Annotated in this window: 18 protein-coding genes, 1 tRNA gene and 2 pseudogenes; 13 read left to right on the top strand and 8 right to left on the bottom strand. The window is 64.6% G+C overall.

What is annotated here, in order from left to right; genetic code table 11:
- Nucleotides 1-36: 36 nt before the first annotated feature.
- On the bottom strand, nt 37-642 hold the full coding sequence (dcd, locus tag ACTU6U_RS07220; RefSeq protein WP_443468449.1) for a dCTP deaminase: 606 nt from the start codon (nt 640-642) through the stop codon (nt 37-39).
- Between the two features lie 76 nt (nt 643-718).
- Between dcd and ACTU6U_RS07215 the strand changes: the two genes are divergently transcribed.
- Together ACTU6U_RS07215 and ACTU6U_RS07210 are read left to right on the top strand one after the other, a co-directional pair.
- Nucleotides 719-1,942, top strand: coding sequence for an NAD(P)/FAD-dependent oxidoreductase (locus ACTU6U_RS07215; protein ID WP_443468448.1), 1,224 nt, complete (start codon nt 719-721; stop codon nt 1,940-1,942).
- 87 nt (nt 1,943-2,029) lie between these two features.
- Nucleotides 2,030-2,103: transfer RNA gene (locus ACTU6U_RS07210), tRNA-Gly, on the top strand.
- A 1,441-nt stretch (nt 2,104-3,544) separates the two neighbouring features.
- Here ACTU6U_RS07210 and ACTU6U_RS07205 read toward each other — a convergent pair.
- Nucleotides 3,545-5,053 carry an ABC transporter substrate-binding protein gene (locus ACTU6U_RS07205; RefSeq protein ID WP_438253900.1) on the bottom strand — a complete coding sequence of 503 codons (1,509 nt, stop codon included), beginning with the start codon at nt 5,051-5,053 and terminating at the stop codon, nt 3,545-3,547.
- A gap of 648 nt (nt 5,054-5,701) precedes the next feature.
- On the opposite strand from ACTU6U_RS07205, the gene mftG reads away from it, so the two are divergent.
- From mftG to ACTU6U_RS07190, 3 genes are all read left to right on the top strand, one after another.
- A complete protein-coding gene (mftG, locus tag ACTU6U_RS07200) occupies nt 5,702-7,270 on the top strand; it encodes a mycofactocin dehydrogenase MftG (RefSeq protein WP_443468447.1) in 1,569 nt (522 codons plus the stop codon).
- Complete coding sequence (locus tag ACTU6U_RS07195; RefSeq protein ID WP_438253898.1) at nt 7,267-8,484, top strand: alpha-hydroxy acid oxidase; 1,218 nt, start codon at nt 7,267-7,269, stop codon at nt 8,482-8,484. Before mftG ends, ACTU6U_RS07195 begins: the two co-directional genes overlap by 4 nt.
- 86 nt (nt 8,485-8,570) lie before the next feature.
- Nucleotides 8,571-8,981, top strand: coding sequence for a GlcG/HbpS family heme-binding protein (locus tag ACTU6U_RS07190; RefSeq protein ID WP_438253897.1), 411 nt, complete (start codon nt 8,571-8,573; stop codon nt 8,979-8,981).
- Here the strand turns inward: ACTU6U_RS07190 and ACTU6U_RS07185 are convergent.
- Nucleotides 8,978-9,850: pseudogene (locus tag ACTU6U_RS07185) on the bottom strand (IS481 family transposase); the annotation flags it as partial. The gene ACTU6U_RS07190 and the pseudogene ACTU6U_RS07185 sit on opposite strands and share 4 nt — an antisense overlap.
- On the opposite strand from ACTU6U_RS07185, the pseudogene ACTU6U_RS07180 reads away from it, so the two are divergent.
- Nucleotides 9,848-10,321, top strand: a pseudogene (locus ACTU6U_RS07180) (ATP-binding protein); the annotation flags it as partial. The pseudogenes ACTU6U_RS07185 and ACTU6U_RS07180 overlap by 3 nt on opposite strands.
- Before the next feature lie 239 nt (nt 10,322-10,560).
- Here the strand turns inward: ACTU6U_RS07180 and ACTU6U_RS07175 are convergent.
- The 4 genes from ACTU6U_RS07175 to ACTU6U_RS07160 all read right to left on the bottom strand — a co-directional run bounded on the left by ACTU6U_RS07175 (nt 10,561) and on the right by ACTU6U_RS07160 (nt 14,498).
- On the bottom strand, nt 10,561-12,090 hold the full coding sequence (locus ACTU6U_RS07175; protein ID WP_443468446.1) for an acyl-CoA synthetase: 1,530 nt from the start codon (nt 12,088-12,090) through the stop codon (nt 10,561-10,563).
- A 96-nt stretch (nt 12,091-12,186) separates the two neighbouring features.
- Nucleotides 12,187-12,639, bottom strand: coding sequence for a MaoC family dehydratase (locus tag ACTU6U_RS07170; protein WP_438253895.1), 453 nt, complete (start codon nt 12,637-12,639; stop codon nt 12,187-12,189).
- Nucleotides 12,640-12,676: 37 nt separating this feature from the next.
- Nucleotides 12,677-13,561, bottom strand: a complete 885-nt coding sequence (locus ACTU6U_RS07165) for an amidohydrolase family protein (RefSeq protein WP_443468849.1) — start codon at nt 13,559-13,561, stop codon at nt 12,677-12,679.
- 13 nt (nt 13,562-13,574) lie between these two features.
- A complete protein-coding gene (locus tag ACTU6U_RS07160; protein WP_443468445.1) occupies nt 13,575-14,498 on the bottom strand; it encodes an SDR family oxidoreductase in 924 nt (307 codons plus the stop codon).
- A gap of 88 nt (nt 14,499-14,586) precedes the next feature.
- On the opposite strand from ACTU6U_RS07160, the gene ACTU6U_RS07155 reads away from it, so the two are divergent.
- The 6 genes from ACTU6U_RS07155 to ACTU6U_RS07130 all read left to right on the top strand — a co-directional run bounded on the left by ACTU6U_RS07155 (nt 14,587) and on the right by ACTU6U_RS07130 (nt 21,081).
- The gene (locus ACTU6U_RS07155) at nt 14,587-15,054 is read left to right on the top strand and encodes a MarR family winged helix-turn-helix transcriptional regulator (protein WP_438253893.1); all 468 of its coding nucleotides are present in this window, start codon (nt 14,587-14,589) and stop codon (nt 15,052-15,054) included.
- A gap of 58 nt (nt 15,055-15,112) precedes the next feature.
- Entirely contained in the window at nt 15,113-16,279 is a 1,167-nt protein-coding gene (locus ACTU6U_RS07150; RefSeq protein ID WP_443468444.1) for an acyl-CoA dehydrogenase family protein, read from the top strand.
- Between the two features lie 268 nt (nt 16,280-16,547).
- Nucleotides 16,548-17,507 carry an enoyl-CoA hydratase/isomerase family protein gene (locus tag ACTU6U_RS07145; RefSeq protein ID WP_438253890.1) on the top strand — a complete coding sequence of 320 codons (960 nt, stop codon included), beginning with the start codon at nt 16,548-16,550 and terminating at the stop codon, nt 17,505-17,507.
- Entirely contained in the window at nt 17,504-18,661 is a 1,158-nt protein-coding gene (locus tag ACTU6U_RS07140) for a CoA transferase (protein WP_438253889.1), read from the top strand. The genes ACTU6U_RS07145 and ACTU6U_RS07140 overlap by 4 nt, the downstream gene beginning before the upstream one ends.
- Complete coding sequence (locus ACTU6U_RS07135; RefSeq protein ID WP_438253888.1) at nt 18,631-19,998, top strand: amidohydrolase family protein; 1,368 nt, start codon at nt 18,631-18,633, stop codon at nt 19,996-19,998. Before ACTU6U_RS07140 ends, ACTU6U_RS07135 begins: the two co-directional genes overlap by 31 nt.
- Before the next feature lie 126 nt (nt 19,999-20,124).
- Nucleotides 20,125-21,081 carry an aldo/keto reductase gene (locus ACTU6U_RS07130; RefSeq protein ID WP_438253887.1) on the top strand — a complete coding sequence of 319 codons (957 nt, stop codon included), beginning with the start codon at nt 20,125-20,127 and terminating at the stop codon, nt 21,079-21,081.
- Between the two features lie 39 nt (nt 21,082-21,120).
- Here the strand turns inward: ACTU6U_RS07130 and ACTU6U_RS07125 are convergent, their stop codons facing one another.
- Nucleotides 21,121-21,786 (bottom strand): SDR family NAD(P)-dependent oxidoreductase, encoded by a 666-nt coding sequence (locus tag ACTU6U_RS07125; RefSeq protein WP_438253886.1) that lies wholly within the window; start codon nt 21,784-21,786, stop codon nt 21,121-21,123.
- Nucleotides 21,787-21,916: 130 nt separating this feature from the next.
- Between ACTU6U_RS07125 and ACTU6U_RS07120 the strand changes: the two genes are divergently transcribed.
- A complete protein-coding gene (locus tag ACTU6U_RS07120; protein ID WP_438253885.1) occupies nt 21,917-22,675 on the top strand; it encodes an SDR family NAD(P)-dependent oxidoreductase in 759 nt (252 codons plus the stop codon).
- Nucleotides 22,676-22,795: the final 120 nt, after the last annotated feature.

The raw sequence follows: 22,795 nt of genomic DNA, 5'->3' as shown, positions 1-22,795 counted from the left end.
TCGATACTACGTGCGGGCGCGGCGAAGCGCGCCGGGTCATCCGCCGAGCGACCCGACATCGGTGTTTCCGACGTCGGTGCGGTGGAAGTTCTGGAACGACCGGGATGCCGTCGGCCCGCGCTGCCCCTGATAGCGGTTGCCGTACGGGCCGGAGCCGTAGGGGTTCTCGGCAGGAGACGTCAGGCGGAAGAAGCAGAGCTGCCCGATCTTCATTCCGGGCCAGAGCTTGATCGGCAGCGTCGCCACGTTCGCGAGCTCGAGGGTGACGTGACCGGTGAAGCCTGGGTCGATGAAGCCCGCGGTGGAGTGCGTGATGAGGCCGAGGCGTCCGAGCGACGACTTGCCCTCGAGGCGCGCGGCGACGTCGTCGGCAAGACTGACCTGCTCGAAGGTGGCACCGAGCGCGAACTCCCCCGGATGCAGGATGAACGGCTCGTCGGGCTTCACCTCGATGAGGCGGGTGAGCTCAGGCTGGTCCTCGGCAGGGTCGATGAACGGGTACTTGTGGTTGTCGAAGAGGCGGAAGTACCGGTCCAGACGCACGTCGATGCTCGAGGGCTGAATCATCTCGGGCTCGTGCGGGTCCAGCCCGATCCGGCCGGATGCGAGTTCTGCCTTGATGTCGCGATCACTGAGAAGCACGCAACCAGCGTATGGCATCGGCCGCGGCGCTGATGCGTCTGGCATCCTGGACTCAGTTGACTACACGGAGGTGGCAATGGCGCACTCGATCGTCGTCGGCGCGGGCATGGTCGGGCTCGCGACAGCGTGGCATCTTCAGGAGCACGGCGTCGAGGTGACGGTCCTCGATCGCACCGACGTTGCCGCCGGTTCGTCATGGGGAAACGCGGGCTGGCTCACACCGAGCAAGACGATCCCGCTCGCCGATCCGAGCCTGTGGACCTACGGGCCGAAGGCGCTGATCGATCCGGATGCTGCGCTGCATGTGCCCTTCCGGATGGATCCGAAGCTCTGGGGGTTCCTCGCCAGATTCGCCGCGCACGGCACGACCCGCGCATGGGATCGGACGATGGCCGCACTCACTCCGATCGACAAGCTCGCCCTCGAGTGCTTCGACGAACTCACCGACGGCGGCGTGGACTCGTGGACCAGAGAAGGCCCTTTCGTCGTGGGCTTCGCGGCGGAAGCGCACGCCAGAGGATTCCTCCGCGAGATCGACGGAGTGATCAGGCACGGACAGGATGCTCTACTCGAACGGCTCGACTCCCCTCAAGAGCTCGCCCCGATGCTCTCGGACGCCGTGACCGTCGCCTACCGGCTGGAAGGACAGCGGTTTCTCGAGCCCGCCCCATTCGCGCAGGCCCTCGCGGATGCGGTCGTCGCGCGCGGCGCGACGCTGCGCACTGGCGCCGAGGTCGCCTCGGTCGGCGGTGGCAGCTCAGCCAGCGTCACCCTTTCCAGCGGCGAGCGCCTGTCCGCCGATTCCGTCGTCATCGCCACGGGTGCCTGGATGCCGAAGCTCGCGCGCAAGCTCGGCGTGCGGATGCCTGTGCAAGCGGGGCGAGGGTACTCCTTCACTGTCGAGACCGCGCAGAAGGCGGAGCATCCGGTCTACCTGCCGATGCAGCGCATCGCCTGCACGCCGTATCAGGGGCGGTTCCGGATCGCGGGGACCATGGAGTTCCGCGGGCCTGACGAACCGTCGCAGCCGCGGCGAATCCAGGCCATCATCAATCAGGCGCGGCAGATGTTCCGCGGCATCGATCTCGACGTACGCCAGGACGAGTGGGTCGGCTCGCGGCCGGTCACGCCCGACGGGCTACCGCTGATCGGTGCGACTCGCGCTCCCGGCGTCTATGTCGCAGGTGGGCACGGCATGTGGGGCATCGTGCTAGGACCGGCAACCGGAAAGATGCTCGCAGAGCAGATCGTGACGGGGAAGATCCATCCTGCGATCGCCGCGTTCGATCCACTGCGCTGACGCACCCGCCGCCCGGTCGCTGAACCTGTCGAAGTGTCGGGCAAGCCGATCAACTTTTGTTATGCTGGCCAGGCGCCGCAAGGCTGCGGGACTGTAGTTCAATGGTAGAACTTCTGCTTCCCAAGCAGATAGCGCGGGTTCGATTCCCGTCAGTCCCTCCACATCACCGCCGTCACCGGTGTGAGTTCTCAACGTAGTTGGCACTTTCGCAGGGTAGTTGGCACTCACCAAACAGTGTCGCGGACTTCGATACAGCGAAGAGGCCAGGGTCTACCTACCCATTTCTTGAGCAATGTCGTCACCTTAGTCGGCTGAACGAGGAGACCAAAGAGTGGGAGGACGTCGGCGAGCCGATCTTCCACAACGAGGTCGTGTTCGGGAAGCCGGCTGAGAACGTCGCTGCATCTCTCAAAGAGGGGAACCGAGTCATTGCTGCTTTCGGCGTATGTAAAGGACGGTCAGCGTCGGCAGGGCACGCAGATCGTGGCGGATGCGGTCGCTCCTTCGTTGAAGTTCGCGAGGGTGGGCGTGCACCGCAGTCCAAAAACGCCGAGCCCGGAAGCTTCGGCGACTGGGCCGGTGGCGACGACTGAGACGCCCTGGCAGGTCACGGCCATCGCCCCTTGACCGCTGAACGTCTCAGAAGGGGCGTACGGATCCGCCCCCGGATCCGTACGCCCCCTCTCTGTGTCGGCGATGTCGCACACGACCGACCGATCAGGCCAGAAAAGGTCGAGAGAAAGCAGCATGAGCGAGCGAAACCAGATCACGGATGTGCAGTAGCGATCGAGCGTCACACGCTTGTTCGATGGTCCCGAGCAGAACCACCGGCCCGGAGGCGCATGGCGTCGCCTGGACCCAGCCGAAGTCGGCAAGCCTGGCATCGTCGAGCTGAGCCAGGACGCATGGACCATCAGGCCGTCGTCCGCCGGTGCCGATGCCGATGCCGATGCCGACAAGTTCTACTGGGAAATCGAATCTCCGGCCCCATCGGCAGCCGAGTGGCACGGCACGGCGTCGTGCGGCGAAATGATCGAACGGCTCAGCGCGGCGATCGACCACGACACAGCGATCAGGCGGCTCGATGACGCCAAGCAGATGCCCCTCGCTGCGGAACTGATACCTCGCATAGCTGGTAGCTTCCCCGTTCCGATTGGTCGCGGGGCGAGGACTCGACGTTCGCGCAGACTCTCGAGTACCCCGCCCCCCGTTTAAGGTTTCGCGGAGCACGACGAACGTGTTCCAGAGCTCGGTGCGAGTACGGATCAAAGTCTTGAGGCGGGCCGGGGACGGGCGCCGCGCGTCCGTCGGCAAACTCTCCACAGGCGGTGTGCTGGCGTCCCTCCGCGATCGCGCGAACCGCTGTGGCGAACGGCTCTCACGCCGAAGCCCTCAGCAACCGTCACAGCACTTCCTATCGACTGAGACATCAGTCCGGGTTTCCCACTCCAATGCCGTTTAGAGTACGCAATAGCTTTGGAAGTGACACCACATGTCACGCGTCCGCGCGAGTACGGCGCGTTCAGCCAGACGAGAACGGCCACGATCAGGTATGACGCGGAAGATCGATCCCGGCAGGCAGAGCCCGCCGGGATCGAGTGGTTACTTCTGTTTCATTCCCACTCCGTCGAGAACGGGGTAGCCGGCCTGCCACTCTTGGACCCCGACGAGGTCGTCGCTGTAGGCGATGGTGTAATTGCGCCACATCACTGGAATGTACGCCGAGATCGTCTCGCGCGTCAGCTCCGCGATCTCGAAGAAGATCGCTTCCCGCTCGTCGTCGTCTACGGTCGACTGAGCCTTGAGCATCAGGTCAGTCACGCCGGGAACGTCGACCTTACCGGGATTGCGGATCGTGTCAGTACTCAGGTGCCGCCACAGGAAAGGAGTCGGCTCAAGGTCGGGTACCAAGTTCTGTGTCGCGATGGCGATCGTCGGCTTGATCCAGGTTGCCTCTGTGATCGCGCTTCCGGTCGGGAACGTGAGCTCCACGTCGACACCAATCTCCGCCCAGCTGGCCTGAATGGACTCGGCGATCGCCCTATTATTCGCGTCCGCAGCCATCGTGTACGTGAAACCGTCCGCGTAGCCGGCCTCGGCCAACAGCTTGCGAGCGCCCTCTACGTCGAAATCGAACGGTTCCAAATCGGCATCGAAGCCGAAGCGCCCAGGCACGACGAACTGATTGGCCGCTTCCCCTCGACCGAACGCGAGCCCATTCACGATGCCCTCACGGTCGATTGCCATAGCCAAAGCCATCCGAACCCGTGGATCCGCAAGCTCCGGCGCCAAGTCAGGGTTGAGGCTTATCGACATCAGCTGTGAACCATTGAGCGCGTAGGTGGAAGATCCCGCCGCCTCAACGGCGTCCGCCTGCGGTGCCTCGATAATCGCCATGTCAAGCTCGCGCGAGCGGATTGCGTTGGACATGGCTACTGGGTCTTCGATCGCACGCAAGGTCACTCCGGCGACCTGCACCGCGTCCGGGTCCCAGTAATCAGGTTTGCGCACGACGTCCAATTGGACTCCGGGAGTGTCCTTCTCTACGAGGAACTTGCCGGTTCCGACTGGGGACTCGAAGTCGCCAGACGCGACACTTTCGGAACTGAGCATGATACCGACGCGCCCTGCCAGGAGACCAGGCAACCCGACGTTGGGGGTCGACAGCACAACGCGGACCGTCTGCTCGTCAACGATCTCTACGTTGCTCATCGATGCGAGGTCAGCGCCGATGTTCGATCCCTCGCCGGCATAGTACTCGAGCGTGGCTTTCACGTCCTCGGCGTCGAAAGATGAACCATCACTGAAGGTTACGCCGTCCCGGAGCCCGAACTCCCACGTAAGTCCATCATCTACGGTCACCCACGTTTCAGCGAGAGCGGGAACCAATTCGAGGTCTGCTTCCAGCGCAATCAAGTTGTCATAAATGAGCTGGTAAATAGGGACAATAGTGGCACCCGGCATTTTCGACGGATCCCACGAATTCAGCAGGAAACGGACGCCGACCGAAATCGTCGCCTCGGGGTCGGTGGCCGCGTCCGCGGGGGCGGGCGTTTTATCGCCGATAGAGCAGCCGGTGAGCATTACTGCGGTCAGGGCAGCGACCGCCACCCATGTTCTGTGCCGGCGCTTCCGTGTAGCGTTGCGCATTTCACTCCTTTGTGTTGCGACCGAACCACAAAAACATCGATCGTGGTTCCAAAGTTTACATATATGCACACCGGTGTCAACGTACGAGCATGCCTCCGCGGGCGACGTTTCACGACCACCCCGCTCGGTAATGAAACATCAGCAACATCACTGTCGCCGGGCTTGACAGTAGCGTACATCTAGCGAACTGCCCCCCGTGTCTCCGATTAGCCTGGGCTCCGAATCTGATCTGTGATCGACACAAGAGCACGGACGTGTACACATACTGCCACCGAACGATTGTATTGCTGTGGCATTTTCTGATTTGACGCCGACTCGAGCAAGGTGTCATGATCAGAGAGCCCGAGCACCACAATCGACCGTGCCTCATTGGAGAGAGCTAAACCGTGGAGCTATGGAACGCGCTCGATGCATGGAGAAACCCGTCGCGGCTGAGCACCATCAAATTGGAGTCCTGACCTATCGCTGTTTCGCGTTCAAAAGACGCCCTTATTACAGCGCTAATTGTCGAGCATAATTGCAATTGTCGGAGCGTGACACAGACCTTCATGCTCAGACACCAATGCGACTCACCCTGATAACGCAGATTACAGAGTGGTAGGAGCGAACTTGGAATACGACGTCATTGTAGTTGGGGCCGGCTCAGCGGGAGCGGCCCTCGCCTCGCGGCTCTCGGAGAACCCAAAGCGATCCGTCCTGCTCATCGAGGCAGGTCCGGACTACCCCACGCTGGACGATTTGCCGGACGAGCTCAAGTACGGGCATGCGACTGAACTCGACATGACTACGACAGCACACAACTGGCAGTTCACGGGCAAGGCAACCGATGAGGCACCAGAGGTCGTTGTACTCAGGGGGAAAGCGACAGGCGGCACGAGCGCCATCAACGGCCAGATCTTCGTCAGAGGCATCCCTGAGGACTTCGATGAGTGGGCAGCCGGAGGCAACGACCGATGGTCATACAACGAGGTGCTCCCGTACTTCCGCAGGCTGGAGCAGGACCGTGACTACGATGACGAGTTCCACGGCGCTTCCGGCCCGATCCCAGTGCACCGCTATCCCCGATCGGAATGGAATGCTGACCAAGTCGCGTTCTATGAGGCGTGCCGCGCGGCCGGGTTCCAGAATTGCGGAGACCACAACGCGCCCGGCTCAACCGGTGTCGGGCCAACACCTCTCAACAATCCCGGAGGAATTCGGTATAGCACGGCCCTGGGTCATCTGACGCAGGCCCGTCACCGTTCGAACCTGACCATCTGGGCAGACACCTTCGTGCGCCGCCTTGTGATCGAAGGCGATCGTGTCGCCAGCATCGAAGTCTCCCGCGGGGGGGAGGTGCTGCGGGTGCGGGGAAGAGAGGTTGTTCTCAGCGCGGGAGCTATCTGCTCTCCGCACATCATGATGCTCTCCGGTGTTGGACCCGCGCGCCAGTTGATGGAGTGTGAAGTTCCGGTGCTGGTGGATCTTCCTGGTGTCGGTAAGAACTTGGACGATCATCCTGCCGCTTGGGTGACCTGGCACACACAGCCAGGGCATGCAACCGACCCCCGTGCGCCGCGCGCACAGATTTCTCTGCACTACTCCAGCGAATCGTCAGAGTTCCGCAACGATTTGAAGGTCTCGATGCAGTCTTACGCCACTGAACGGGCGCAGCCCGGCCAGCCTCGCAAACCACTCGGTGTCCGCATGGTTGTCGGACTGCAGCGTCCGCTCGGAAGCGGCGAACTCTCGCTAGTATCGAACGACCCGGAAGTTCAGCCCACCATCGATTTCCGGCTGCTAGAGAAAGAAGAAGACCTCGCCCGAATGGTCGAGGCCGTCCGGCTTGCAGTGAGACTCGGTGAACATCAAAGCTTCGCCGGCATTCTCGATGACCGGATCGAGCCGCGGGACGAAGATCTGGCGACCGATGAGGCGCTGATCGGATGGCTGCGGCGAACCTCTATGTCCTCGCTGCACATAACCGGAACCTGCAAGATGGGGCCGACCACCGACCCTGCCGCCGTGGTAGATCAAGCAGGCCGCGTGTATGGCGTCGCCAACCTTCGGGTCGCAGACACCTCGATCATCCCCCAAGGGGTACGCGCCGCCACGAATGCAACTGCGGTCATGATCGGGGAGCGCATCGCCGCACTGATGGATGAAGATTCACACCTGAGCGAAGGAACACAGCAATGATGAACGAGTCCTCAGCACGGCTTGAGGCGGGCGTCGACGCCGCGATTCCGTCACCCGTCGGCGAGCGCGGATCCGGCCCTGCAGAGTCACGCGAACAGACATTCTTGAGTGTCGCGCAGTTGGAGACTCAAGCGCGCGAAGTGCTCCCTGCGGGGGGCTTTGATAATCACTTCGGCCGCGAGGGCGCCCCGACGTGGGAAACACTGACCGCGAACCGTTGGGCATTCCAGCGACGGCTCATCCGCGGACGGGTTCTCGCCGGAGTCGTCGAACCCGACATCAGTACGTCGATCCTCGGAAAGCCAAGCCCGCTTCCCGTCATGATCTCTCCAGCCGGCGGCCAGCAGCGATTCCACCCCGAAGGCGAGGGCGCTATGGTCGAAGCCGCCGCCAAGACGGGCATCCCCATGGGGCTGAGTACCCTCTCGACGCTCTCACTCGAAGAGGTTCGAGATCGCGCTCCGTCCGCGCGCCTCCTGTTCCAGCTCTACATGCTTCGAGACGAGTATGTGACCAATGACCTCGTCAGCCGTGCCGAGGAGCAGGGATACGAGGCCATCATCCTCACAGTTGATCACATCGTCGGCGCACGCCGATTCCCCGAGCGCGCGGCGCTGCACGGAGTCTCTGATGTCTCCCCAATCGTGTGGCCACACCTGAATGGACCGCCCAGGTGGGCCAATGTCGAGAAGTACAGAGGCACAAAGCACGAGATCCCAGAGGTCTTCGGTCAGGCTATCCAGCCGTCATTGACTTGGGATGACGTTACTAAGCTCCGCGCTCGCACGTCGTTACCGATCGTCATCAAGGGCATACAGACACCGGCTGACGCGATCAGCGCGGTTGATCACGGCGCCGACGCGGTGATCGTATCCAACCACGGTGGTGTGCCGCCGTCCATGGGTGCAATGGCGCCGTGCTTGGAAGCCCTGCCCCAGATCAAAGAGGCGGTCGGCAACGGGATGGAGATCTACCTTGACAGTGGCGTCCGCAGCGGCGTGGACGTGTTCAAGGCCCTCAGCCTTGGGGCTGATGCGGTGCTCGTCGGCCGAGCCGCCCTGTGGGCACTGGCCGTCGGAGGTCGGGCGGGTGTGAGACGAGTCGTCGACATCCTGTCCGACGAATTGTCCTCGACCCTAGCTTTGACCGGTTGCCAGACCGTAAACGACGTCGCGCGCGCTGACGCACTGTGGAGCGGCGAACAGCGCTGGTGATACCTCGCTGATCGCGAAACGCAGGTGTGCACGCCCAACGCGCAAGCTGGTCACACTGTCCACTCGAATCAACGCCAAGGAATCCCATGCCACTCACGCTTCAAAAAGTTCAGGACCTCATCAGCGGCGCCATCGAGCGTGCCACTGAGCTTGAAACACAGATCACCGTGGCGGTGGTCGACGAAGGCGGACATCTGAAGGCTTTCGGACGCATGGACGGTGTCCCACCGCTCACCGTCCAGGTGGCCCAGGCCAAAGCGAACAGCGTCGCCATTTTCGGCTACGACGGCGCAACCCTTCGTCGTATGCAGGAATCCGCACCCAGTTTTTTCGCCCAGTTGGCCCAGGTCGTCCAGACTCCGATTCTGGCAGGCGGGGGCACGGCGCTCATCCGCGAGGAGGGGATAGTCGTCGGGGCGATCGCAGTCAGCGGCGCGGCAACCTCCGCACAGGACGACGAGTGCGTCGAAGCCGCTCTTGCCGTTCTCTCCTCCTAGGTGTTCTTCCCACTGACGTTATGGACGCGGTCGATGGGTGAGGCCTCTGAGAGCGGTATGCGGTCTGTGGTGATTGTAGTCGTGGATCCAGGCCTGGTAGGCGCCTGCTCGGGCGGTATCTGATCCGTAGTGGCGGGCGTAGGCCCATTCGAACGCAAGGGTGCGGTGGAATCGCTCGATCTTCCCGTTCGTCTGCGGTCGATAGGGGCGGGTGAATTTGTGTTTTCACCTGCTCGCTGAGCGCGTCGTTGAACAGCCGTGAACGGTAGCGGGAGCCGTTGTCGGTGAGGACGCGGAGCACGGTGATACCCAAGCTGGCGTAGAACGCGTTCGCGCGCTCCCAGAACCCTGCCGCCGTCTCCTTCTTCTCGTCATCGAGGATCTCGGAGTAGACCACTCTCGAGTGGTCATCGATCGCGGGGTGCAGGAACGAGTACCCGACACTCGTTTTGTTCTTCTTGCCTTTCGCTTGGCCGAGGGTGCGATGTCCTCCTCCGTCAGGGATCCGGCCGAGCTTCTTCACATCGACATGGACCAGATCGCCGGGGCGTTCATGTTCGTAACGCACCGGTTTCTGCTTGCGCACCCGCACCCCGGTGTTCAGATCGATGTGTCCCAGCAGTGGCACACGGCAGCGGGCGAGGACCTTCGACACCGTCGATTGCGGCAGACGCAGGTGATAGGCGATTCGGTGCGGGGCCCCACCGTCTGGTGACTCGCAATGCGACGATTCGTCGCTCAGTTTTCTGGGGTGTCTGGCCCGGCGATCGCAGTGGCCGCGAGGAACGGTCCAGGAGGCCGCTCTCGCCCTCGGCCCGGTAGCGGGCCACCCATTTCGAGACGGTACCGCGCGCGACCTGGAGGGATTGCTGCTCGGCCCTCCCGGCACCGGCAAAACCCATCTCGCGAGCGGGCTAGGAATGATCGCTGCCCGCCATGGGCACCGGGTGCTATTCGCGACCGCGACGGAATGGGTTACCCGCCTCACCGACGCGCACCGTCAAGGCCGGCTCCCACAAGAGCTCGCACGATTGCGACGCTACGGGCTGATTATCGTCGACGAAGTTGGCTACCACCCGTTCGAGCAAGACGCCGCGAATCTGTTCCTCTAGCTCGTGTCATCTCGCTACGAACACGCCTCACTCATCCTCACCAGCAACCTGGCATTCTCCGGCTGGGGCGGCATTTTCGGAGACAAAGCCGTCGCCGCCGCGATGATCGACCGCATCGTCCATCACGCCGACGTCGTCACCCTCAAAGGCGCCAGCTTCAGGCTCCGAGGACGAGGCATCGACAGCCTCCCCAGCATCAAAACCACAACCAACCAAACGCCTGACTAAACTGCTCGAAACCGTTCACTTTTCGAACGGCCGCAAACGTTCAAAGTTCGCGCGCCGCCGACAAGAACGGGGGTTCAGGCGTGCACGATATCTGGAGACATCACAGGATTCTGGGTAGATCCAGGTTCATTAGGGCTAGATCCATTTTCGTCGTGGGCACCATGTGGGCACGGCGACCTCAGCGCTCGAGGACCGCCAAACTTGACGAGCTCAGACGCATCAGGAGCGCCGCCCGGCGGTTATATCGAGGGCGCGAATCGAACCCGTAGGTCAGCTTTCCTGATTTTGCCGCTCGCCGTTCGGGGCAGCTCATCGACGATCACGGTCTTCGCGGGCACCTTGTAGCGCGCCAGTCGCCCATCCAGATGAGCACGCACCTGATCGGTGTCGATCGTGATGCCGTCCCGAACAGTGAGCACAGCCCAGGGCACCTCGCCCCAACGCTCGTCGGGAACTCCGATGACGGCCACACCGGTGACACCATCCATGTCGTTGATGAGGTTCTCGATCTCGGCGGGGTAGATGTTCTCACCGCCGGAGATGATCATGTCCTTGAGTCTGTCCGAGATGTAGAGCACGCCGTCGCCGTCGAGGTATCCGAGGTCACCGGAGCGGAACCATCCGTCTGCGGTGAACGCTTCCGTCGTTGCCTGGGGTCGACCGTGGTAGCCGGCGAACACGTTGGGTCCCGAGATCTCGATCTCCCCGACTGTGCCGCTCGGCACGGCACGGCCATCCTCGCCCGCGATCCGCACATCGGTGAAGAAATGCGGAACCCCGACACTCCCCTGCTTCTCGCGCGTGCGCTCAGGAGCAAGTAAGGTCGCGCCCGGAGCAGTCTCGGTCATTCCGTAACCCTGCGAGAACGACAACCCTCGCTCCTCGTAGGCGTTCAGGACGCGTGAGGGTACGGCGGATCCTCCGCAGGTCAGCTTCCGCATGTTCGAGACGTCTGTGGCGGCCCAATCGGGGTGATCACAGAGCAATTGGTATGTCGTCGGCACGCCGGAGAGCATCGATACGCCGTGGTGCTCGATGAGCGCGAGCGCACGACCTGGATCGAACCGCTTCTCGAGCACCAGCGTGCCGCCCTTGATGATGATCGGAAGCGCGCCCATCCCGAGGGATGCGACGTGGAAAAGCGGCGAGATCATCAGGGCCACATCGGTCGAGACAATGTCGTAATCGATGATCGCGTTCAGCGCCGCCCAGGTCAGGTTCCCGTGCGTGAGGACCGCGCCCTTCGGCTTGCCCGTCGTTCCCGAGGTGTAGAGGATGGCCGCGGGCCGGTCCAGCGCGGCAGGCGCATCCTCCGAATTGCGCTGCCGCGGAACGCCCACGGCTTCGCGCGGCGCAGATGCCTCCCACTCATGCGCGGAACCCGCCGCGATCACATGCGCGACCGACGACACGACGTCCGATACTCGAGCGCTGAACTCGGCATCGTGGATCAGCACTCGCGCTCCCGAGTCCGTGAAGACGTGCTGGATTTCCGGAGGAGCGAGTCGGGTGTTGACGGGCACGAATACCGCCCCGATTTGTACTGTTCCGAACAGTGCCGCGAGGAAGTCGGGACTGTTCTCGCCCAGGTAGGCGACGCGATCTCCCGGCCCGGTGTCGCGACGGACGAGATTGGCCGCGACGATGTCGGCCATCTCCGCCAGTTCACGGTACGTGAGCTCTTGCCCGTCATCGAAGACGAGCGCGGTCTTCTCCGGTGTCTTCAGACGACGCGTCGCCATCCAGGAACCGAGTCCATGATCATGCATCGTATGTCTCTCCGTCGAGGCTGGCAGTCGTCTACGACCGTCGCGATGGTGGAATCTCCGGTCCGGCGCGCTGGGGAGGCCGACCCGGAGAGTGCGTCAGGCGTAGAAGCGCTGCAGGCTCCGGGCGACGACGGCGGGCTTGCCGTTGCCTTCCGCCTCGATCGTGACATCGATCGTGAGCTGGGCGCCGCCGGCGACCTCGGTGACCTCGGCGACCGTGGCCGTCGCGCGGACGCGCGATCCGACCTTGACGGGCGACACGAAGCGGACCTTGTCGAGACCGTAATTGACCTTGGTCGTGACACCTTCGACGTCCAGCAGCGACTCCCACAGCGGGATGAGCAGCGACAGGCTGAGGAATCCGTGCGCGATCGGACCGCCGAAGGGTCCGTCCTTCGCGCGCTCGGGGTCGGTGTGGATCCACTGGTGGTCATCGGTCGCATCGGCGAACGTGTTGACCCGTTCCTGAGTGATATCGATCCACTCGGACGGGCCGAGCTCCGATCCGATGAGTGTGGCGAGGTCCGCGTAAGTGACGGTGGTGGTCATAGTGGTGAGTCCTTTCAGAGGGGAATGACGTCAGCGTTCAAGCGTCGAGGCCGAGGAGACGGGCCGCGTTGCCTTTGAGGATTCCCGGCATCACCTCGGGCTTGAGTGCCGTCTGCTCGACATCCTTGAGCCATCGGTCCGGGGTGATGAGCGGGAAGTCCGACCCGAACAGGACGCGCTTTTTCAGGAGCGAGTTCGCATACCGGACGAGTTCGGCGGGGAAGTACTTCGGGCTCCACCCGGACAGGTCGATCCAGGTGTTGTGCTTGTGCGTGGCGACCGAGAGCGCCTCGTCCTGCCACGGCACAGACGGGTGCGCCATGATGATCTGCAGGTCGGGATTTTCTGCGGCCACACCGTCCAGCAGCATCGGGTTCGACAGCCCGAGCCGAAGGCCACGGCCTCCAGGAAGGCCTGCGCCGATACCGGTCTGCCCGGTGTGGAACAACGCGACGACACCGGCATCCTGCAGAGCTGCATAGATCGGCTGATAGCGCACGTCGCTCGGATCAAAATTCTGCACCGTCGGGTGGAACTTGAAGCCGCGCACGCCATGATCGCCGATCAGGCGAGCGACCCGCTCGACCGCGTCATCCCGGTTCGGGTCGACCGAGCCGAACGGGATGAGGACGTCGTTGTTACGCGCCGCGCCTTCTGCGATCTCCGCGCTGGAGATCGGCGGGTGCTCCAGGTGAGTCTCGGCGTCGACCGAGAACACGACCGCCGCCATCTTGCGCTCACGGTAGTACTCCGCGATGGAGTCAAGGTCGGGGCGCCCGGCATCGGTGGAGAAGTACTTCGTCGCGGCCTCGTTGAGGTCATCGGGCAAGGAGGTGTGTCCGTGTCCGTCGACTTCGACATGCACGTGCATGTCGATCGCAGTGATCGCCTCGAGGTCGATCGCAGATTCGTAGCGGGTCATCGCGGGCATCGGATCACGCCTGAGCGGGCTGAAGCTCGGCAGGAAGCGCCGGGAACTTCTCGCCGACCGACTGCACGTTGCCCGTGAGGAGAGCAGACTGCTCGACGAGCGCGTCGAAGGTCCATCCGCCGTCGCGGTACTCGGTAACGGCGGGCTCCGGGTGGCTCCAGACCTGCAGACGGTCGCCGCCGACGCCGATCGCCTGACCGGTGATCGCGGCTGCTTCGTCGGACGCGAGGAATGCAATGAGGCCGGACACGTCGGATGCGTTGCCGAAGCCGATCTCCTTGCGGAAGAACTCCGGCATTGGCTCGCCCTTCGCATCGGCCTCGACCGCAGCGGCGAAGTACGGCACGGTGGCGGTCATCGCGGTCGCAGCAACCGGAATGACTGCGTTGGCGGTAATGCCTGCCTTCTTGAGCTCAAGCGCCCAGGTTCGGACCATCCCGACAATGCCGGCCTTGGCAGCGCCATAGTTGGTCTGGCCGAAGTTGCCACGCTGACCAGTCGGGGACCCGATCGTGATGATGCGGCCAGCGACACCGTTCTCGCGCATGTAGGTCGCTGCCTCGCGGACGCAGGTGAAGGTGCCGCGGAGGTGCACGTTGATCACCAGGTCGAAGTCCTCGTCGCTCATCTTCCAGAGCACGGTGTCGCGGAGCACTCCCGCGTTGGTGACGAGGATGTCGAGTCCCCCGAAGGAGTCGACCGCAGTCTGTACGAGTTGCTTCGCCGTCTCAGTCGAACCGACCGGCGCGACCACGGCGACTGCCTTGCCACCGTCGGCCTCGATGGTGGCAACCGCATCTGCGGCGGTCTGCGCGTCGACGTCGTTGATCACGACGGATGCGCCCTGCCGCGCGAGTTCCTGGGCGTAGGCGAGGCCGAGGCCGCGGCCCGAACCTGTGACAATGGCGACTTTGCCGTTCAGCGACATGGTGTGCTCCTTAAGGTCGTAAATTGATAAGACCACACAATAGTAGGAAAAGTCAACTATCTACTTCTTCATTCGCTATGCTGGTCGTGTGACCACCGACATCGACACCCCATCACGTCAGCAGCAGCTGGCCGCTGGCAGCATCGGGAGCGACGTCAGCTTCCTGATGGCCCGCGCGAACGCCGTCTCGCTTTCGACCGCCAACACCCGGCTCGCCGGCCACGGCCTCCGCGTGCGTTCGTACAGCGTGCTGGCGCTCGCCTGCGACGGTGGCCGGCCCAGTCAGAAGGAGATCGCCGAGCTGCTGCGGCTGGATCCCAGCCAGGTGGTCAGCCTCATCGACGATCTCCAGGAGCGCGGATACGTCGAACGCGTGCCGGACCCCCGCGACCGTCGATCGAATGTCCTCGTTGCGACACCCGAGGGTAAAGCAACACACGCCCGCGCCCGCGTCGAAGTACGACAGGCCGAGGAAGAGCTACTGGCTCCCCTCACCGCATCCGAACGCGAGACGCTCAGCCGTGTGCTCCGGCAGCTCGCCTTCCCATCCGATTGAGCCGACGCCCGAACACTCGTCTCGCAGCCTTAGCAAACCCGCCTCCAGAATCGAGCAGATGATGACATCCGTCGCCCTTCCCCGCACGATCTTCGACGAGTCGCACGACGAGTTCCGAAACGTCGTTCGTCGTTTCGTCGAACGCGAGGTCAGCCCGAATCTCGAAGCGTGGGGTGAAGCAGGTCGCGTCGACCGCAGCTTCTTCCGCAAGGCAGCCGAGACCGGCCTGATCGGCATCACCGCACCCGAGGAGTTCGGTGGCGGCGGCGTCGAAGACTTCCGATACAACGCGATCATCATCGAGGAGTTCGCCCGCGCCGGCGCGACAGACGTCTCCATGTCGATCGACGGCGAAAACGACCTCGTGGCACCCTACTTCATCGCCTTCGGCTTACCCGAGCAGAACGCCCGCTGGCTGGCTCCGATGATCTCCGGAGACCTGGTCGGCGCCATCGCTTTGACTGAGCCAGGCACGGGCTCCGACCTCGCAGCCATCACGACGACAGCGATCGCGGATGGTGACGACCTCATCGTCAATGGATCCAAGACCTTCATATCGAACGGGTTGCTCGCGGACTTCTTCATCGTCGCCGTCAGCACCGATCCCGCAGCCGGCCGCAAGGGCATCACGTTGCTCATCATGGATGCTGATACTCCGGGATTCACTCGCAACGGACCGCTGAAGAAGATCGGCCTGTCCGCGCAGGACACCGCCGAGCTGTCTTTCGCCGACGTGCGCGTTCCGCGCACGAACATCCTCGGCACGGCGGGCGAGGGCTTCACCCACATGCGGCGGAACCTCGCGGTCGAACGTCTCAGCATCGCCGTGACATCCATGGCGCGGATGCGGGCGACGTTCGACCAGGCGCTGATCTACGCGACCGAGCGCAAGGCCTTCGGCGAGCGCATCGCGGACTTTCAGGCCAACCGCTTCTACCTGGCTGAGCTTGCCACCGAGATCGAGGTGACGCAGACGTTCATCGATCGGTGTATCCTCGACGCATCCGGCCACGAGTTGGACGAGGTGACTGCGGCGATGGCGAAGTGGTGGGCAACAGAACTGCACCAGCGGGTCATCCAGCGCGCCCTGCAGCTGCACGGCGGCTACGGCTACATGCGCGAATACGCCGTGGCGCACGACTACATGGACTCCCGCGTCGCTACGATCTTCGGCGGCACCACGGAGATTATGAAAGAGATCATCGGGCGGCGCCTGACGCGCTGAGATCTGCGGCGATCAGGTTCGCAATCAGGGGCGGGCGCTCCAACATGATGTCGTGCCCGGCACGTGGCCCATCGACGAGCTCCACGCTGGCCGGTGCCCCACCGGCGCTCTCGTTCACGCGACCTGGGTGGCGAACGGCGATGCCGAACCCGCGAGCACATGCACGCTACCAGAACATGTCGTACGCTCCAGAATTGTATTGACTTCCGGGGCGTGAGCACACTCGGAACCAACGCTCGCCTACCGTGCACCTTGTAAGCTGGCGAGCATGAACGAGCCGGCCCTCACGGTCGATGAACGACTCGCGCTCCTGGCGGCGGGGCACTTTGACGCCGCCCAGGTCGTGCCTGCGATCCTCGATGTCACGAACGCCGACCCTGCCGCAGTCCTCGCGATCCGCACGCTGCCAGCGATCACGTACGAACGCGTCGCCGAGGAGATCCCCCCGCGCCAGAGCGAGACCGCAGATCTCGCGGTTCCCGCGTCCTCCGCGGATGCACTCGTCACCGCCGTGAACCGCAACCCGGTGGCATCCGTCGTCCTCACCCAGCTCGTCCGGGCCACCGCGGCCCTTCCGATCGATGACGCGCTGGCGATGGAGTCGATCTCCTACTCCGCCCTGCAGGCAGGACAGGAATACCAGACGTGGCTGTCACGGCGTCGGGCGCCCGAACCCGCGGGCGATCCGAGCCCTCGCATTCGGATCGAGGCCGATGTCGAGGCCGTCACCATCTGGCTCGACCGCCCCCTACACGCCAACGCGCTCGACACCCGTGCACGGCATGAGCTCGTCGAAGCGCTGACTGGGCTGCGGTACGACGAAAGCCGAATCATACTGCGCGGCGTCGGTCCGCACTTCTGCGCCGGCGGCGACCTCGAGGAGTTCTCCGCCCCCACCGACGTCACCGAGACCCATCGCGTGCGCCTGCGCCAGGGACTCGCAGCCACCGTGGCGCACCTGGGCGCTCGCCTCGATGCGCACGTGCACGGTGCCGTCATCGGCGCGGGTTTGGAACTGAGCGCCTTCGCCGACCGAATCATCGCCCGACCGGATGCCCGCTTTCGTTTGCCCGAGGTGCGGATGGGCCTTCTTCCGGGTTCGGGTGGCACGGTGAGCGTACCGCGCCGCATCGGGGCGAACCGCGCGCTGGTGCTCATGCTCACCGGCCGGGTCCTCGATGCCGAACGAGCGCTGGCCTGGGGCCTGATCGACGAGATCGCACGATGATCGAGTCCGCTGACCTCGTCGCGGACAGCTTGCGCGGAGCGCTCGACGATCCGTTTCCGGGTGTCCTCTCACCCCGGACTCATACCTCGGCTCCGGACTTCACACGCACCTTGACAATCTCCGGCGCACGGCCGTCGGCCGATGTCAGCGCCGTGATCGAGCGCTTGGGCTCACTGGCCGACATGCTCGCTGAGCGCGCCGGTGCGGATCGGCCGGGAATTGATGGTGGCCTGCTCGCCGAACGCGAGCGGCTGTCGCAGGACACCCACATCCCGGCATCGGGGCGATCGCTGCGGGGTGCGACGCGGCTGCACCGCTGCTCCGACGGATGGCTCGCCCTCAACCTCGCGCGCGATGACGACCGCGAGAGCCTCCCCGCCCTCACCGGCGGAGCCGTAGAGCCCGCCGGTGACGGCCTGCTGGAGTGGTGCGCGCAGAAGCGTACAGGCGACGTCCTCGCGCGGGCCCGGCTGCTGGGGCTGGCGGTCGGCATCCTGCCGTCGGCCACGGCCACGGCCACGGCCACGGCCACGGCGTCGCCGTTCGCGGTGGACGCCTCGGCCGCGCGGAGCGGGCGCCAGTGGCGCGACCGCGTCGTCGTCGACCTGTCTCGGCTGTGGGCGGGACCGCTGGCCGGTGCACTGCTGGCGGAGAGCGGTGCACACGTAATTCGGCTCGTCGATGTGACCGCACCGGCGACAGTGGAACCGACAGACGCCGCCTTCGAGAGCCGCCTGCACTCCGCAAAGGAGACACGGGAGCTCGATTTTGCCGATCGCACGCACCTCGCGCAGATAATCGGCGAGGCGGATATCGTAATCACCTCGATGCGACCGCATGCGCTCGCCCGTTTCCCTGCGGCGCGACCCGACGCGCTGCATCTGGCCATCACCGCGCACGGCACCGGATCGGGCATCGACCGCGTGGGCTTCGGCGATGACTGCGCGGTGGAGGGCGGGCTCGTCGCCTGGTACCCCTCCGACACGGGTGGCAGCCGCCCCGAGTTCCTCGGAGATGCCATTGCCGACCCATTGACAGGGATCATCGCGGCGGTCGCCGCGTTCGGCATGGCGGCGAACGGCCGCGCGGGCCGCGTGGACATGGCGCTGTCACAGGTCGCGGCATGGACGGCATCCGTCTCGGCGATCTCATGAGCGGCACGATGGTGACCCATCCGCGCATGATCAGCGGCCTCGACTGGCGCGGATCCGCGATCGACGTGCACATCGCCGACGGCGTCATCGTCGCCGTGTCGCCCTCCTCTGCGCCGCCACCCCGCCGCACTCTTCTTCCGGCGCTGCACGATCATCACGTGCACCTGTACGCGGCGGCCGCGCGACGGAGGTCGATCGACGCGAGCGGCTGCCGCAGTCGCGAGGATTTCACCGCGATGCTGCGTGCCGCCGCGACGCGGGGCGAGCCGCTGCGGGTGGTGGGGTACGACGACACAGTCGTCGGTCCCCTCGACCGAAGCTTTCTGGACGAGCTGCTCGGCGCCCGCATCCCGGTGCGCGTGCAGCACCGCGGAGGGCACCTCTGGGTGCTCAGCAGCGCCGCGTGCCGGGCCCTCGAATCTACGGTGGAAGTTCCCGCCGACGGGCGATTCTGGGACCAGGATGCCACCTTGGCCACATCTACGACGACCTCAGCCGAGGCACTATCATCGGTGATCGCGCGGCTGCACTCCCGCGGCGTCGTGAGCACCGACGACATGACTCCGACGCTGTCGCATATCGATGCAGAGACCCTTCGCAGCCTGGTGGGCTCGGACCTGGCGCTGACGGTCTTCGGTGCAAACTCTGATCCCGCACGCGCACACGCCGCAGCCGACGGCGTCAAGATCGTGCTCGCAGACCACGAGGTGCCGCTGCCCGAGACGATCACCGCGGCGGTGGCTGCCGCCCGGCCGGCCGCCGTCGCGCTGCACTGCGTCACAGCCGACACCATGGCGATGCTGCTCGCCGCGGCTGACGTGCTGCAGGCCCGCGACCGCATCGAGCATGCCTTCGTCGCCGCCGCCGAGGTCACGCTGCTGTGGGCGGCGCGCCACGCCGACGCGCCCGCAATCGGTGTGCATCCGGGATTCCTGCGCACCCACGGCGACCGTCTCCGCCGCCATGGCGTGGCGTCTGATGTCGCGAACTACCTGCGGGTGCGATCCTGGGCAGACGCCGGGCTAACACTGCTCGGCGGAACGGATCTGCCTTTCTCCACGGATGACCCCTGGACGGCGATGCAGGCTGCAGTGGACCGTCGTACCGCGTCGGGGGTCATCCTCGGCGAGGACGAGGCAATCAGCCCGGAGGATGCCTTCACGCTGTTCCGTCGCGGAGGGTGGAACGGGACAGCACCGCGCCTGGACCTGGGCCCCGGAGACCCGGCGGACCTCTGCATCATCGACGGCACCTGGACTGATGCCCGCCGCGATCTGTCCAGGGTCGACGTGCTCGCCACGTTTCGAGACGGTCGGGACGTCTTCGGTTCCGCATAAGGCACGAGGCTTTCGGATCGACGGCCGCGCCGTACAGAAGCTTTATATTCAGTATTCTGGCACACGTGCGAATACTTCAACGTTACATCTAGAGTGGAGACGAACCGACCGATTCTGGAGGATCCCGTGGCCGACATCTCCCGACAGCTCCGCTCCCTCGAGCCCCGCATCGCCCTGGGTACGAACGCCTTCGGCTGGACGGCATCGACAGACGAGTCCGCCGCAGTGCTCGATGAGCTGCTCAACCGCAGCACCTCACCGATCCTGCTCGACACCGCCGACGTCTACACGGCGCCCGGATCCAGCGACGAGGTGCTCCGCACCTCGGAAGGAGTGATTGGCGCCTGGCTGTCCTCCCGTCCAGGCGTCCGGGAGCGGACGCTCATCGCCTCAAAAGTCGGCGGCGGAAGCGGGCGCGGCCTCCTCTCCGCGGATGCGATTCGGCGCGGCGCGGAAGGGTCACTGGGACGGCTGAACACCGACCATCTCGACGTCTTTTACGCCCACAAGGACGACCCGACCGTGCCTCTCGAGGAGACAGTGACGGCGTTCGATGCACTCGTCAGCGAGGGCCTCATCCGAGGCGTCGGCCTGTCAACCTACACGCCTGAGCGGATGCGTGAATGGATCGAACTCGCCGACCGCATCGGGGCACGCCGCCCCGTCGCAGTTATGCAGCGATACAACCTCATCTCACGGCGAAGCTTCGAACGCGACTATCTGCCGATAATCGCCGAATTCTCCCTCGCCGGGTTTGCGTACTTCGTCCTCGCATCCGGTCTGCTCACCGGGAAGTTCTCCTCACAGGACGAGGTCACCGCCAGCGCGAGAGCCAAGATGACCGCGGTGTTCACCAAGGATGAGGCGTTTACGTTTGTCGAAATCCTCCGTGACATCGCACGCCAGGTGGGCCGCTCACCGGCAGCCGTGGCTACCGCGTGGATGACCGGACGCGAGGGCGTGACGGCGCCTGTGGTCGGCGCGCGAACACCTCAGCAGCTGTCGCAAATCCTTGACGAGCTGGCGCCGCTTCCAAGCGAAACCGCCGCTGCACTTACGGAGGCGTCCATGTCGTTCGCGTGAGCACCCGGCGGTGGACACCGCGCGGCGGCAGAGGCCCGCTCAGATGATCGAAGCGCCGCCGTCGATCACGATCGCCTGCCCTGTCGTGTACGACGCGAGAGGCGACATCAGGAACACCACTGCGTCCGCAACGTCGGATGCGGGAGCTGCGGGGGCCAGCGGCACGGCGGGTGCGTCGATGACCGATCCGGTCATGGGATTGAGGATCCCTCCAGCACAGACCGAATTCGCACGTATGCCTTGCTCGGCTCGTCGCACCCCAACCTGTCGAGCGATCTGGGTGACAGCTGCCGCCATCGCTGAGTACGGGGCACTCGCGCCGGGAACATCCACCGCGGCCGCGGTCGTCGACTGCAGCACGATGCTGCCACCCCGGCGGTCGGCCATGTGATCGGCGATCAGATCTACCAGGCGCACGACATCCGAGACCGACGACATACCGGCGAGCCCGCCAAGCCATGCGACGTCGAATCCTTCGCACCAGTCGAAGACAACAGCGGGAAGGACAGCCCCTTCCGAAACCGCGGAAGCGACCTTGCCTCCGGCACCGGAATGCTTCGCCGCCAAAGCCGCTACCGCCTCCGCTACGTCGTCCACGAGCAGCACCGCGGCACCTTCCACGATGAGTCGCTCTGCCACCGCGGTTCCGATAGCCGAAGTCGCGTCCGTGACGAGCGCCGTCTTGCCAGCCAGTTTGAGATCCATATCTGCCCCTTGCCTCTGAATATGCGCACGAACGTGCGACGACTTCGACGCACCCCGGAGCAAAATAAATCAATATAGCCCCGATCATATGTTGATATAATGCATATTGAAACTCGAAGAGGAGAAGATCATGGATCTCGGACTTGACGGAACGGTGGCCGTCGTCACCGGTGGTGGCAGCGGAATCGGACGCGCGACAGCACTGCGCCTCGGCCGGGAAGGCGCGGCTGTCGTCGTCGCAGACCTCTCGGAGGAGCGCGCAGACACGGTGACGCGGGAGATCATCGCCAACGGTGGTGTCGCACTCGCCGCACCCGGCGACGCATCCACTGTCGACGGCGTCGATCGCATCGCGTCGCTCGCCGAGCAGTGGCGGGGTCCGGCGACGCGCCTGTGCTTGAACGCAGGCATCGGCGGTGAAGGCGATGTCCGCTCCATGAGCGTCGATGATTGGCGCCTAGTGTTTGCGATTAATCTCGAGTCGCAATTCCTCGCCGCTCAACGCTTCCTCAACCCAATGATCGAGGCCGGTGGCGGCGCCATCGCGACGACAGGCTCGTTCGGCGCTTTTCGTTCGGGTCACCCCACCTCCACCCCCGCCTACGGCGCATCGAAGGCCGCCGTCACGCAGTTCGTCCGCCACCTCACCGCGCGCTTCTCGGCGCACGGTGTTCGCGCGAACTGCATCTGCCCGGGATCGGTGCAGACAGGATTCGGCTCGGCCGCCGTCGGGTCCGGCACGATGGTCACGGCCCCGATGCGCGCCCCCGCCGGACGCCGCGCGCAGCCGGAGGAGATCGGTGACTGGATGGCATTCCTGCTGTCCGATCGCGCCCGCCACCTTCGCGGTCAGGTCATCCTGGTGGATGGCGGCCGCTCCGCAGTCTGAGTCGTGCAGGACACGAGGAAGCGGGGGGGGGGGTGGGCGCAACCCCCCCCCCTCCCCCCTTCCCCCTCTTTCCCCCCCACCCACCACAAGCACAAAAAACAACACCCCCCCCCCCCCCAC

Source organism: Microbacterium zouquanmingi, from assembly GCF_052266695.1.
Taxonomy (GTDB): Bacteria; Actinomycetota; Actinomycetes; order Actinomycetales; family Microbacteriaceae; genus Microbacterium.
The sequence above is the reverse complement of the archived record's forward strand: the minus strand, read 5'-3'. Positions and strand labels throughout refer to the sequence as shown.